The sequence below is a fragment of the Pseudomonas sp. F9001 genome (assembly GCF_013385435.1).
Taxonomy (GTDB): Bacteria; Pseudomonadota; Gammaproteobacteria; order Pseudomonadales; family Pseudomonadaceae; genus Aquipseudomonas.
On sequence record NZ_JACAPX010000013.1, the window covers coordinates 634,558 to 648,150 of the forward strand.

At 58.9% G+C, this 13,593-nt stretch carries 14 protein-coding genes; 3 read left to right on the forward strand and 11 right to left on the reverse strand.

Annotated features, from left to right (window positions below):
* Positions 1-247: 247 nt before the first annotated feature.
* On the forward strand, positions 248-649 hold the full coding sequence (locus HX818_RS15510) for a GFA family protein (RefSeq protein ID WP_008439652.1): 402 nt from the start codon (positions 248-250) through the stop codon (positions 647-649).
* Here the strand turns inward: HX818_RS15510 and HX818_RS15515 are convergent.
* The 11 genes from HX818_RS15515 to HX818_RS15565 all read right to left on the reverse strand — a co-directional run bounded on the left by HX818_RS15515 (position 646) and on the right by HX818_RS15565 (position 10,742).
* Entirely contained in the window at positions 646-2,607 is a 1,962-nt protein-coding gene (locus HX818_RS15515) for a DUF4105 domain-containing protein (protein ID WP_177008997.1), read from the reverse strand. The genes HX818_RS15510 and HX818_RS15515 overlap by 4 nt on opposite strands.
* On the reverse strand, positions 2,604-2,924 hold the full coding sequence (locus tag HX818_RS15520) for a DUF2388 domain-containing protein (RefSeq protein ID WP_003214760.1): 321 nt from the start codon (positions 2,922-2,924) through the stop codon (positions 2,604-2,606). The genes HX818_RS15515 and HX818_RS15520 overlap by 4 nt, the downstream gene beginning before the upstream one ends.
* 26 nt (positions 2,925-2,950) lie before the next feature.
* Complete coding sequence (locus tag HX818_RS15525; RefSeq protein ID WP_008439654.1) at positions 2,951-3,259, reverse strand: DUF2388 domain-containing protein; 309 nt, start codon at positions 3,257-3,259, stop codon at positions 2,951-2,953.
* Positions 3,260-3,365: 106 nt separating this feature from the next.
* Positions 3,366-3,686, reverse strand: a complete 321-nt coding sequence (locus HX818_RS15530; protein WP_008439660.1) for a DUF2388 domain-containing protein — start codon at positions 3,684-3,686, stop codon at positions 3,366-3,368.
* Positions 3,687-3,837: 151 nt separating this feature from the next.
* Entirely contained in the window at positions 3,838-4,032 is a 195-nt protein-coding gene (locus HX818_RS15535) for a DUF1127 domain-containing protein (RefSeq protein ID WP_003214754.1), read from the reverse strand.
* 262 nt (positions 4,033-4,294) lie between these two features.
* Positions 4,295-4,510, reverse strand: coding sequence for a DUF1127 domain-containing protein (locus HX818_RS15540; RefSeq protein WP_003214752.1), 216 nt, complete (start codon positions 4,508-4,510; stop codon positions 4,295-4,297).
* Positions 4,511-4,828: 318 nt separating this feature from the next.
* Positions 4,829-6,322 carry an acetyl-CoA hydrolase/transferase family protein gene (locus HX818_RS15545; RefSeq protein WP_087694539.1) on the reverse strand — a complete coding sequence of 498 codons (1,494 nt, stop codon included), beginning with the start codon at positions 6,320-6,322 and terminating at the stop codon, positions 4,829-4,831.
* Positions 6,323-6,501: 179 nt separating this feature from the next.
* Positions 6,502-7,938, reverse strand: a complete 1,437-nt coding sequence (locus HX818_RS15550; protein WP_003214748.1) for an NAD(P)(+) transhydrogenase (Re/Si-specific) subunit beta — start codon at positions 7,936-7,938, stop codon at positions 6,502-6,504.
* Positions 7,935-8,258 carry an NAD(P) transhydrogenase subunit alpha gene (locus HX818_RS15555; RefSeq protein ID WP_008439664.1) on the reverse strand — a complete coding sequence of 108 codons (324 nt, stop codon included), beginning with the start codon at positions 8,256-8,258 and terminating at the stop codon, positions 7,935-7,937. The genes HX818_RS15550 and HX818_RS15555 overlap by 4 nt, the downstream gene beginning before the upstream one ends.
* A 15-nt stretch (positions 8,259-8,273) precedes the next feature.
* Positions 8,274-9,395, reverse strand: coding sequence for a Re/Si-specific NAD(P)(+) transhydrogenase subunit alpha (locus HX818_RS15560; RefSeq protein ID WP_003214747.1), 1,122 nt, complete (start codon positions 9,393-9,395; stop codon positions 8,274-8,276).
* 447 nt (positions 9,396-9,842) lie between these two features.
* On the reverse strand, positions 9,843-10,742 hold the full coding sequence (locus HX818_RS15565) for a LysR family transcriptional regulator (protein WP_177008996.1): 900 nt from the start codon (positions 10,740-10,742) through the stop codon (positions 9,843-9,845).
* 157 nt (positions 10,743-10,899) lie between these two features.
* Between HX818_RS15565 and HX818_RS15570 the strand changes: the two genes are divergently transcribed.
* On the forward strand, positions 10,900-12,081 hold the full coding sequence (locus tag HX818_RS15570; RefSeq protein ID WP_003214743.1) for an acyl-CoA dehydrogenase: 1,182 nt from the start codon (positions 10,900-10,902) through the stop codon (positions 12,079-12,081).
* Between the two features lie 13 nt (positions 12,082-12,094).
* Positions 12,095-13,315: a CaiB/BaiF CoA-transferase family protein gene (locus HX818_RS15575; protein WP_003214741.1), complete on the forward strand. Its 1,221-nt coding sequence runs from the start codon at positions 12,095-12,097 to the stop codon at positions 13,313-13,315.
* The last annotated feature ends 278 nt before the right edge of the window (positions 13,316-13,593 follow it).

The window sequence follows — 13,593 nt, forward strand, 5'->3', positions numbered from 1 at the left end:
TAGGGAATGGCGAACCGGTTGGGTCAGCGCAGAACGAAAGGCACGAGGCGTACGGGTGGAGTCGGGGCAAACAGGCGGGTACGGGCGGACATCGGGAATCACCATTGTTGTTGTTAACAACCGGTCTGTTGCCGGTAGTGGTGGGCGATCCTAGTCCCGGAAGCTTTCAGCCAGCTTTCGCTTGAGAAACGGGCTACGTTGAATGGACGACTGGTCCTGTATGAAATAAGGATGTGGGAGACAGAGCATGCATGAGCAACACCAAGGCGGCTGCCATTGCGGGCGGGTGCGTTATCAGTTCAGCGGGGCGTTGGTGGATATTGCCCACTGCCACTGTTCGATTTGCCGACGGGTCAGCGGCGGCTTGGTGACGACCTGGATCACCCTGCCCCGTTCCGCGTTCGCCTGGGTGGCGGGAACGCCGGCGCAGTACGAATCTTCGCCGACATGCGTGCGGTATTTCTGTTCTAACTGTGGGGCGCATTTGGCGCTGGTAACGCAACTGAGTGCCGAGAGTATCGATGTGACCATCGCAACCCTGGATCACCCGGAGCTGGCCCCGGCAGATCGGCATATCTGGGTAGAGAGCCGATTGCCGTGGTTACACCTGGATGAGCAACTACCGGAAGAAGCCGGAGAAGCGCTCTAGGGTAGTTCGAACCCGCCGGAGGCCTTGTGCAGTGCGCGCAAGTGCTCGCCTAGCTGCTTGAGGTTGGCTTCACATGCGGCAATCTCCGCCGCGCGGGCCGGTTCCAGCAGCGCCCTCACCTCTTTGTCCAGATCGCCGGTCAGCGACTGCAACTGCTTCTGGCGCGCGGCGCTTTCTGATTCCAGGCGTTTGGATTCTGTTGGTTGTGGCAAGCCGTAACCGCTGGTGCCCAGCAGCTCTGCCGGGCGACTGAGGAAGCCACTGTTGGCGAGGATCTGCTGCAACGTCGCGTTGGCCTTTTCCATGCCGCCGTTCTTCAGCTCGCGGGCGCCAAGGTAGCGTTGCTTGACTTCATCCTGGGCCAGCATGAGCTGCTTGCGGAAGCTCGCCTGTTCCAGCAGCAACAAGGCGGCGCTGGCGCGCAGGTCGGCTTCGGCGAACCATGGGCGGCGCTCTTCGGCACTCAGTGACAACCAATCCTCCACTTCAGCCTGTTTGATCGGCAGGCGCTTTTTCAACACCTCGAACATCGCCTGGTAGCGCTCGCGGAAGGAGTCGAAGTGATAGCCGAGGCGCAGCGCGCGTTTTTTGTCGTCCAGCACACTGGTATCGGCCAGGCCTCGGCCCTTGAGGACTTCCAGCAGGCCATTGGGCGTGATGTTGTCCAGGCCGGTCAGCTGCGGGTTGGCGCTGCCGCTGCGTAACAGTTTCAGGCTCTCTACTGCGCAGTTGTTGGAGATGAAGAAGTAGTTGCCGTCGTAGCTCCAGTGCATTTCGGCGGCGTGTTCGACGGTATCGTTGATCTCCTGGCGCGTGAGCTTCAACGGCACCGACGCCAGGCCGCGCAGCTCGGTCTTGGTGTACTCGTCAATGACCTGAGACAGCGGCAGCACGAACAGCCGCGACGGGTATTTGCCGATCAGGCCGTCCCAGCTCGACAGTTGTACGTCACCGACAAACGCGCGGTAGGACAACACCAGGTGCTGGTCCAGGTCCAGGCGGCAGTCCGGGCCCCGTGGCCGGCCGGGGGCGCAGATCACCAGGCGCAGCATGCTGTGGCCCCAGCGACTCACGAGGTTCTGGTTGGCTTCGGCCAGCAGGTAGTCGATTTCGTAGACCCGCTCGGGGTCGACCTGGCCCAGTGGAGTCTTGGCGAAGTCGTTGCCGGCGTTGAGGAAGGCGTAGGTTTTGGCACAGGTGTCCTTGGCGGGCGGCGCCCAGCCAAAGTGTTCCTTGTAATAGCGGTACAGCGAAGGCCGGCGGCAGGCATAGCTCGGGTCGAGGAGGAAGTACTCCATGTTGACGGCGACGAATTCCAGCGGGCTGGTGGTTTCGTAGATGTCCGGGCTGCGGGCGACCTGATGATTGTTCTGTTCACGTTCGCCGCGACGGCCGACGTATTGCGGCCACCCGGCGAGGTCCAGCAGGCGTGGGTCATCGCTGAGGGTAAAGCGGCGGTCGTTCTGGCCCCGGCATTGATCGGGCAGGCCGATCAGGCCGGTGATGTTGTTCTGGCGGCTGCAACGCTGGATCAGCTTGCGGTCGGCGCTGGACCACAGGCGGGCACGGTCATAGATGTGGGTCAGTTCATGCAGCACGGTGGCGAGCATTTCCCGGCGCACGGTGCCGTGGGGGCGATTGGTTTTTTGCGTCGCGGCACTGCCGTCGGTAAGGCTTTCCAGCAAGTTGCTGTTGAGGTCCAGTTCGGACACCAGCGAAGCCTGGCCGTAGGCGTTCTCGGGCATCTTGTCGGTCCAGCCGACGTCGATGGTCCGGTCCAGTTGCTCGATGAAGCGCGGCGGCAACGCCTGCATCGCTTCATCCAGCAATGCCTGGCTCGCCTGCTGCTGGGCCGGGCTCAAGCCATCGGTCTTGAGCCGCAGTTGCAGGGCGGCCTGAGCCGCGCTGGCGCCCAGCAGCAAGGTGCCGGCCAGTAGCCAGGCGGCAACGCGCCTCACAGAGAGAGGATAGCTTCGGCGAGAACCTGGTCGCTGGCGTCGCGGGCTTCCGGCACGCGGGTTCGCAGGGTGTCGAAGGCGGCTTCCAGTTGAGCGCCACGAATCTCGCCATTGCTGGCAACGAAACTGGCGGCATCGTCGTGGGCTTCGCGTACGACTTTGGAGTCGCGGATGGACGTGGTGGTGTCCGAGGTGAAATCGATGGTACGGGCCGAGGCTCGAACGATGATGTTACTGGTGGCCTTCAGGGTTTGTGCCTGGGCAACACCGGCCAACAACAGCAGGCCGAGAGCGGCGGCGATCAGCGGGCTACGCATGGAATGACTCCGAAATACAAAGATGATTATTGGACGAGAATTGCTTGCGCCAGTTCAAGGTCACTGGCGTTAAGTTTTGGCTGGGTATGGCGCAGATAATCCAGCGCTGATTCCAGTCGGGCTCCCCGCCATTGGCCGTCAGTGGCAATGAAAGCGGCAGCGTCATCCTGGGCGGCCAGTATCAGTTTATGGTCGAACGGTGCGGAGGTCACTTTGCTGGTGGCATACGCACTGACAACGAGGCTCTGGGTGGACAGGTCAAAGGCCGGAGCTTGCGTGGACCAGCAGGTGCAAAACACTACGGGAGCGATCAACAGGCGGTATGAAAAAGCCATGGGACTCGACAACTGAAAACGAGCGCCAAGGCTAGCGCAATGCCCGGGCGAGAGCCAGTGCGGAGGGTTCGGGGAGCGCCTGGCGCCCCCCTTATCCCACCTGCGGTCAGATGGCCAGGATCGCCTGGGCCAGCTGCGCGTCAGTCGCGGTATTCAGTTGTGGAGCCTGTTGGCGGATCTGGGCCAGGGCGCTTTCCAGTTTTACGCCACGGATGGCGCCTTCGCTGGCAACGAAGCTGGCGGCGTCGTCACGGGCGGCACGTACGACCTTGTTGTCACGCAGGGAGGAAGTGGCATCGGAGGTGGCGTCTGAGGTGGCTTTCAGTGCGCCGACGATCGAATCCGTGGTCACGATCAGGCTGGAGGCGTTGGCATTGGCAGCCAGGGCCAGCAGGGCTGCAGCGCTCAGCAGGTGAAGACGGGACATGGGGTGACTCCTGTAAATGAACGAAAGGGTGGCACAAAGCTACTGCTTGAGCAGCGAGACCATGGGCATCAGACGCCCGTTCTACAGGGTTCGCCACGTGGTAGCCGGATATTAGCCGCCGCTTATCTGTTCGGATAGCTTCCTGCGGTGATTACTCGCGCCAGAACGATTTGGCCAGCTCAGATGCCCGGTCGCCGTGACTGATACCCGCATCGGACAATTCCCGCGGATCCAGTTGAGCCAGCAGCCTGCGTGTGCGGGCCCGTTGCCCCCAGCAGACGAGTGCTGCAGCGGTGCGCTTGAGTAGCTGTATCAACCGAGGGTGTTGCTGGTTTTTGGTATTCATGACGCGCGCCTTTCATGAGGTCCTGGAACACCATCTTGGGCTGGAGGGTGCTACCGGTACAGATACACGCGGATTAAATTGTACTGCTTAATTGTTATGTTTTTTAAACTGTATCGGTCTGTAGAAAGCCGACTGTTTTCGCCATTGAAAATCCAAAGCCCAGAAACAGCAGAACCCGCCGCCGGTTACCCGGGGCGGGTTCTGCTTTAACAATTCGGAGTGCTGGCGGTGGACCCGGTGGGTCAGGGCCAGCGGACGCTAATTAGCGCCAGAACGGCTTGCTCAGCTCTTCGTAGCGTTGTGCTTCGCTGATACCGGCGTCAGCCAGCAGACGCGAATCCAGACGAGCCAGTTGATGGCGGCTGGAGATGCGGCGCTGCCACAACATCAGGTTGGCGAGAACGCGCAGAGGCAGGGAAGCCTGGGTGTTTACAGCTTTTTCTTCGAAGAACAGATCGGAACTGAGTGTACGTTCCATGATGACATCCTTCCGCTTGTGGCGGGATTAGGTAGTGGTTTAACTGGTGCCAATGATCCTCCTCCCGCGCAAGACTCTCTAGATACAGTTCACCTGTATTGTGAGGGGCCAGTTAACTGTTTATAGGGGCTGTACTGTACGAAATTGGGGCAACTGTACCTGTCGGCACTTTTATGGTGCGTTTTAGGCGTTTATGGAGTTCGAGGTAGGATATTTCGGTAGGAAATGACCGGTACAGCAGTACAGTTTTTTATAAAAGTTGGGCTCGGAAGCTCGGGCTGATGAAACTGTGTTTACATCAGCCCGAATCTGTATCAATCACGCCTTCAGCATATGCCCGGTTTCTTCCAGGTTGATGTGCCAACTCAGTGCTTCTCGCAGGATATGCGGGGTGTGCCCGCCCAGCACACAGGCTTGGGTGAAGTAGGTGTTCAGGGCATCGCGGTACGCCGGGTGCACACAGTTGTCGATGATGACCCGGGCCCGCTCCCGCGGCGCCAGGCCCCGCAGGTCCGCCAGGCCGACCTCGGTCACGAGGATGTCGACGTCATGCTCGGTATGGTCCACATGGCTGACCATTGGCACCACGCTGGAAATCGCGCCGGCCTTGGCAATCGACTTGGTGACAAAGATCGCCAGGTGCGCGTTGCGCGCAAAGTCGCCCGAGCCGCCAATTCCGTTCATCATCCGGGTGCCGCAGACGTGGGTGGAGTTGACGTTGCCATAGATGTCGAACTCCAGCGCGGTGTTAATGCCGATGATGCCCAGGCGCCGCACCACTTCCGGGTGATTGGAGATTTCCTGGGGCCGCAGCACCAATTTGTCTTTGTAGCGCTCCAGGTTGCCGAACACGTCGGCGTTGCGCCGTTCCGACAATGTGATCGAACTGCCTGAGGCAAAGCTCAGCTTGCCTGCGTCGATCAGGTCGAATGTGGAATCCTGGAGGACTTCCGAATACATCGTCAGGTCTTCGAAGGGCGACTCGATCAAACCGCACATCACCGCGTTGGCAATGTTGCCGATGCCTGCCTGCAGTGGGCCGAGCTTGTTGGTCATGCGTCCGGCGTCGACTTCTTCTTTAAGGAAGTTGATCAGGTGATTGGCGATCGACTGGGTGTCGCTGTCGGGCGGCGTCACGGTGGAGGCCGAATCCGCCTGATTGGTGATGACGATCGCGACGATCTTTTCCGGCGGAATCGGAATCGCGGTGCTGCCGATACGGTCGTCCACGGCCACCAGCGGAATTGGCGTGCGGGTCGGGCGATAGCTCGGGATATAGATGTCGTGCAGGCCTTCCAGGTTCGGGTTATGCGCCATGTTGATCTCGACGATCACCTGCTTGGCGAAAATCGCGAAACTGGCGGAGTTGCCCACGGAAGTGGTTGGCACAATGTGGCCTTGCTCGGTGATCGCTACGGCTTCGATCACCGCGATGTCCGGTAGCTTGAGCTGATTGTTGCGCAGCTGCTCGACGGTTTCCGACAAATGCTGGTCGATAAACATCACCTCGCCGGCGTTGATCGCCTTGCGCAGGGTGCTATCTACCTGGAATGGCATGCGTCGCGACAGTACACCGGCTTCGGTCAGTTGCTTGTCCAGGTCGTTGCCCAGGCTGGCGCCGGTCATCAGGGTAATTTTCAGCGGTGATGTCTTGGCGCGTTCGGCCAAGGCGTGGGGCACGGCCTTGGCCTCACCGGCGCGGGTGAAGCCGCTCATGCCGACGGTCATGCCGTCCTGGATCAGTGCGGCAGCGTCAGCCGCGCTCATGACCTTGTTCAACAACGAAGGCAAGCGGATACGATCACGGTACATGGATTGTTATCTCGGGCTACGGAAGCAAGATGCGCAGTCTAGTGATTTCAAAAAATTTCGTCCCGCTACCATGGTCGAATGCCAGGCAGCGATTTAGAGCCTTTTGTCGGTTTTTACCGGCAATAAAAAACCCCAGCCTACTAAAGGCCAGGGTTTTGGGTATTGCGCTGGCGCAGTGTTTATTCGACGGCCTTGACCATGTCTTCGATGACCTTCTTGGCGTCGCCGAAGACCATCATGGTCTTGTCCAGGTAGAACAGTTCGTTGTCCAGGCCGGCATAGCCGCTGGCCATCGAGCGCTTGTTGACGATGATGGTCTTGGCCTTGAACGCTTCGAGGATCGGCATGCCCGCGATGGGCGACTTGGGATCGTTCTTGGCGGCCGGGTTGACCACATCGTTGGCGCCTAGCACCAGCACCACGTCGGCCTGGCCGAACTCGGAGTTGATGTCTTCCATCTCGAACACCTGGTCGTAAGGCACTTCTGCCTCGGCCAGCAATACGTTCATGTGACCAGGCATACGGCCTGCAACCGGGTGGATCGCGTACTTCACGGTCACGCCGCGGTGGGTCAGCTTCTCGGTCAGCTCTTTCAGTGCATGTTGTGCCCGTGCCACCGCCAGGCCGTAGCCCGGTACGATGATTACGGTATCGGCGTTGGTCAGCAGGAAGGTTGCATCGTCAGCCGAGCCGGATTTCACCGGGCGCGCTTCTTTCGAGCCGGCCGGGCCGGCGGCGTCTGCCGTGTTGCCGAAACCGCCGAGCAGTACATTAAAGAAGGAGCGGTTCATCGCCTTGCACATGATGTACGACAGGATCGCACCGCTTGAACCCACCAGCGAACCGGCGATGATCAGCATCGAGTTGTTCAGCGAGAAGCCGATCCCCGCCGCAGCCCAGCCGGAGTAGCTGTTGAGCATCGAGACGACCACCGGCATGTCGGCGCCGCCAATCGGGATAATGATCAGCACTCCCAGCACGAACGCCAGGGCCAGCATCAATGCGAAGGCGCTGAGGTTGCCGGTGAACATGAAGGCCAGGCCCAGGCCCAGTGTCAACAGCCCCAGCACCAGGTTCAGCTTGTGCTGACCGCCGAACTGTACCGGTGCGCCCTGAAACAGGCGGAACTTGTACTTACCCGACAGCTTGCCGAAGGCGATGACCGAGCCGGAGAACGTAATTGCACCGATGGCTGCACCGAGGAACAACTCCAGGCGGTTACCGGCGGGGATCGAATCCCCCAGGTGTTTCACGATACCCAGCGACTGTGGTTCCACGACTGCGGCGATGGCGATAAACACTGCAGCCAGGCCGATCATGCTGTGCATGAACGCCACCAGCTCCGGCATCTTGGTCATTTCCACGCGCTTGGCCATGATCGAGCCGGCGGTGCCGCCGACCAGCAGGCCAACGATGACGTAGCCAATGCCGGCAGTGGCCAGCTCGGCGCCGAGCTTATAGATAAGGCCCACGGTGGTGAGCACTGCCAGCGCCATGCCGAGCATGCCGAACAGGTTGCCGCGCCGGGACGTCGTCGGGTGTGACAGGCCTTTAAGGGCCTGGATAAAGCAGATCGACGCGATCAGGTAGAGCGTCGTGACCAGATTCATGCTCATGACGATGGCGCCTCTTCTTTTGCTTTCGGGGCTTTCTTCTTGAACATCTCAAGCATCCTGCGGGTAACCAGGAAGCCACCGAACACGTTGACCGCTGCGAGCGCCACGGCCAGGGTGCCCATGGTCTTGCCCAGCGGTGTCACGGTGAGTGCGGCAGCCAGCATGGCGCCGACGATCACGATCGCCGAAATCGCATTGGTCACGGCCATCAGCGGGGTGTGCAGGGCCGGGGTGACGTTCCAGACCACGTGATAACCGACATAAATCGCCAGCACGAAGATGATCAGGTTGTAGATACCGGGGGAAATAAGCTCTTCCATCGTCTGAATCCCTGCTTAGGCGTTTTTGCGGATGACTTGGCCGTCGCGGCACATCAGGCACGCGGCGACGATGTCGTCTTCGAGGTTGATTTCAAACTGCCCTTCCTTGGTGAAGACCAGCTTCAGGAAGTCCAGCAGGTTGCGTGCGTACAGCGCCGAGGCATCGGCGGCGACGGCGCCGGCCAGGTTGGTCGGGCCGCAGATGGTCACACCGTTTTCCACGACCACCTGGTCTGCCACGGTCAGCGGGCAGTTGCCGCCCTGGGCTGCGGCGAGGTCGATGACCACCGAGCCTGGCTTCATCTGTGCGACGGTCTCGGCGCTGAGCAGGGTCGGTGCCTTGCGACCCGGAATCAATGCGGTGGTGATGACGATGTCGGCTTGCTTGGCACGTTCATGCACGGCCAGGGCCTGGCGCTGCATCCAGCTTGTTGGCATTGGGCGCGCGTAACCGCCCACGCCAACCGCGCATTCACGTTCTTCATCAGTTTCGTATGGCACGTCGACGAACTTGGCGCCGAGGGATTCGATCTGTTCCTTTACCGCCGGACGCACGTCGGACGCTTCGATGACCGCACCCAGGCGTTTCGCGGTAGCGATCGCCTGCAGCCCTGCTACACCAGCTCCAAGAATCAGCACGCGAGCGGCTTTCACCGTACCGGCGGCGGTCATCAGCATTGGCATGAAGCGTGGGTAGTGATGGGCGGCGAGCAGTACAGCCTTGTAGCCGGCAATGTTTGCCTGGGAAGAAAGCACATCCAGGCTCTGCGCGCGGGAGGTGCGCGGCGCGGCCTCAAGGGCAAAGGCCGTGATGCCATGCTCGGCCAGTCGAGTGATGGTTTCGTTGCTGAACGGATTGAGCATGCCCACCAGCACTGCGCCGCTTTTGATCAGCGTCAGTTCGCTGTCATTGGGGGCGACCACCTTGAGGATCAACTCGGCGCCGAATGCATCACTGGCGTTGCCAATGGTTGCGCCTGCCGCTTCATAGGCACTGTCGACGACACTGGCATTGATGCCTGCCCCGCTTTGCACAGTGACCTTGTGGCCCTGGCCGATCAGCTTCTTGATGGTTTCCGGGGTGGCAGCCACCCGCGTTTCACCGGTCTGGGTTTCGAGAGGAACACCAATGTGCACGTCAAATCTCCTGCATGATCTTTTTGCTTTGATTTTTGTAAAAGGCCAGTGCGCCACGACAGGCGAATCTGGGCGGCCGATCAGCACGATCCCGCTGAAATACAGCGGGGCGCGGCATTTTGCAGGCGAACTTTACGGCCTTCAAGAGATTATGACGGGTGACAAAAAATTAACTACAAGTCACCCCGTGACCGATTGTCGCAATGGATAGATTAAAGTCGTTTAAATACAGGAGATTAAAGAGTTTTTACCGAAATATCAGCGCTTCTCCATCGCCGACGTGAATGCTTGGGCATCGCTGCAATTTTATGGCTACAGGCCAATACCTACATGGCTTAAAGGCCATTTCAGGGTCAAAAGATGCGGTCTTCTAAATTGCGACATATATATACATATGTAGGTATTTTATTTTGTTGACTACAAAGTTAATAAATTGACGAAGACCCTTTAGATATTGGGGTTGTAACGATGCGACTGATCAATCAGCCAGTCTCTGAACGCATGCAGAGAAGCTGATTCGACCTTTCTCTCGGGAATCATCAGGTAGTAAGCCTTTGAGCTCGCCAGTACCTGAGGGCTGGCAATCACCAAGTGCCCATCGCCCAGTTCCCTTTGAATAAGGAACGGCGGTATCAGTGCAATGCCCATATCGTGCATGGCTGCCTGGGACAACATGGAGAATAGCTCGTAACGCGGGCCTGTCATGTCGCGGGGTATGTCCAGCTGTTGCGCGTTGAACCACTGGCGCCAGGCATAGGGTCGAGTGGTTTGTTGCAGCAGGGGCAGTTCGGCGATTTCGTGTGCAGTGAAGTGCGTGCGACCGTCCAGCAAGCGCTGGCTGCATACCGGGAGCGGGTTTTCTCCCATCAGTTTGTGGGATTCGGTACCGGACCAGTCGGCATCGCCAAAGTAGATTGCCGCGTCGAATTCGGTATCGGCGAACAGGAAAGGCCGTGTGCGGTTGGTCAGGTTGACGGTGACTTCGGGATGCTGGTGCTGAAAGTCCTTGAGGCGTGGGATCAGCCATTGGGTGCCGAACGTCGGGACCACCGCCAGTTCAATAACGTTGGTGCCCTGCTGTCCCATGATCGAAAGGGTGTCGCGTTCCACGGCGTCAAGTTGCGTAGCCACCCGGCGACTGTAGGAAAGCCCTGCTTCTGTCAGTTTCACGCCCCGGCGCGAGCGTCGAAACAGCTCGACACTTAAAAACTCCTCAAGACTGGCGATTTGTCGGCAGATTGCGCCCTGGGTGATCGAAAGCTCCTGTGCCGCCTTGGTAAAGCTCTCGTGGCGGGCTGCAGCCTCGAAACTGACCAGCGCTGTGGTGCTGGGAATCTTTCTGCGCATGTACCGTGACCTCACAAGTAAAGAGCATCTATGCCGCTTTTGAATGTTACGGAGTGAGAAATTAGCACAAGGCTATGCAAAATCCTCGTTTGCCCTCCTCGCCTGCCCGGCCTAGGCTCCATGCACGACTTTTGATTTACTTCGCGAGGACTCACTCATGGGCGGTAAGGCAAGCTTCAACTGGATCGATCCACTGCTGCTGGATTCACAGCTCACCGAAGAAGAACGCATGGTGCGCGACAGTGCCCAACAGTTCGCCCAGGACAAGCTGGCGCCCCGTGTTCTCGAAGCCTTCCGCCATGAAAAGACTGACCCTGCGATCTTCCGCGAAATGGGTGAGACCGGCCTGCTGGGGGCGATGATTCCAGAGCAGTACGGTGGCAGTGGATTGAACTACGTCAGCTATGGCCTGATCGCTCGTGAAGTAGAGCGTGTGGACTCTGGCTACCGTTCGATGATGAGTGTGCAGTCCTCACTGGTGATGGTGCCTATCAATGAATTCGGTACCGAAGCGCAAAAGCAGAAATACCTGCCGAAGCTGGCCTCTGGTGAATGGATTGGCTGCTTTGGCCTGACCGAGCCTAACCATGGTTCCGACCCGGGCGCGATGATTACCCGCGCGCGCAAAGTGGATGGCGGCTACAGCCTCACTGGCAGCAAGATGTGGATTACCAACAGCCCGATTGCGGATGTGTTCGTGGTGTGGGGCAAGGACGATGCGGGCGACATTCGCGGCTTCGTTCTGGAAAAGGGTTGGAAAGGCCTGAGTGCTCCGGCGATCCACGGCAAGGTCGGATTGCGCGCCTCGATCACCGGTGAAATCGTCATGGATAACGTGTTTGTTCCTGAAGAGAACATCTTCCCGGATGTGCGTGGCCTGAAAGGACCGTTCACTTGCCTTAACTCGGCACGCTACGGGATCTCGTGGGGTGCCTTGGGGGCCGCGGAGTTCTGCTGGCATACCGCGCGTCAGTACACCCTTGATCGCCAGCAGTTCGGGCGGCCTTTGGCGGCTACTCAACTGATCCAGAAGAAGCTCGCAGACATGCAGACTGAAATCACCCTGGCGCTGCAAGGATGCCTGCGGTTGGGTCGTATGAAGGATGAGGGCACTGCGGCTGTGGAAATCACCTCGATCATGAAGCGTAACTCGTGTGGCAAGTCGCTCGACATTGCCCGGATGGCGCGTGACATGCTCGGTGGTAACGGCATCTCGGATGAGTTCGGCATTGCCCGCCACCTGGTCAACCTTGAAGTGGTGAATACCTATGAGGGTACTCACGACGTGCATGCATTGATCCTGGGGCGAGCGCAAACCGGTATTCAGGCGTTCTATTAATAGGAGAACGACCATGGGCGCGCTTTCGCACCTGCGGGTACTGGATTTGTCGCGAGTGCTGGCGGGCCCTTGGGCCGGGCAGATACTTGCAGACCTTGGCGCTGAAGTGATCAAGGTCGAGCGGCCCGGGAATGGCGACGACACTCGTGCCTGGGGGCCACCCTTCCTCAAGGATGCGTATGGGGAAAACACCACTGAGGCGGCGTATTACCTGTCTGCCAATCGCAACAAGGAATCGGTGACGATCGACTTCACGCGGCCGGAGGGCCAGAAGCTGGTGCGTGACCTGGCGGCGAAGTCCGACATTCTGATCGAGAACTTCAAGGTAGGCGGCTTGGCGGCCTATGGGTTGGACTATGAGTCGCTCAAGGAGATCAATCCGGAGTTGATCTACTGCTCGATTACCGGGTTTGGTCAGACCGGGCCCTATGCGACGCGGGCGGGCTACGACTTCATGATCCAGGGGCTTGGCGGGCTGATGAGCCTGACTGGCCGCCCGGAGGGTGAAGACGGCGCCGGGCCGGTTAAGGTTGGAGTGGCGCTGACGGATATTCTTACGGGGCTTTACTCGACAGTTGCGATCCTGGCGGCCATGGCTCACCGGGATCATGATGGTGGCGGCCAGCATATCGATATGGCGTTGCTGGATGTGCAGGTGGCTTGTCTGGCTAATCAGGCGATGAACTACCTGACGACGGGCGTCTCTCCAAAGCGCCTGGGTAACGCTCATCCGAATATCGTTCCCTATCAGGATTTTCCTACGGCGGATGGCGACTTCATTCTTACTGTGGGTAATGATGGGCAGTTCCGCAAATTTGCCGAAGTGGCTGGGCAGCCCCAGTGGGCGGATGATCCTAGGTTTGCTACTAATAAGCTGCGAGTGGCTAACAGGGCGGTGCTGATTCCGTTGATCCGTCAGGCTACCGTGTTCAAGAGCACGGCTGAATGGGTAGCTCAGCTGGAGCGAGTAGGTGTGCCTTGCGGCCCGATCAATGACCTGGCGCAGGTGTTTGCCGATCCTCAGGTGAAAGCGCGCGGGTTGGCGATGCAGTTGCCTCATGCGTTGGCTGGTACTGTGCCCCAGGTGGCAAGTCCTATGCGCCTGTCCAAGACGCCTGTTGAATACCGCAGCGCACCTCCGCTGTTGGGTGAGCATACCCATCAGGTGCTGCAGCAAGTGCTGGGTTTGACGCCAGCGAATGTGTCGGCTTTGAGGGAGGCCGGGGTCATCTGAAGCTTCTCTTCTATATAGAGGGTTGTTGAGGCTCTCTATATGGAGGGAAGTTGGTCGGTTTTTAGCCAGAAATGCCTATTTGATAGAAAAGCTGAATTAAGGGTTGACGGCAGATTCTGGAAGTCTATAATTCGCCCCACTTCCGGCGCAGTCGAAACGGAAAACTCCTTGGTAAACAATGAGTTATGTAGGTTTCGACAGCGGGTTGCTTCAGATCATCGAAGCCCAGAAGGAGTTAGTAAGGCAGTGTTGTTTGGCCCTATTAACGTTTCGATCTT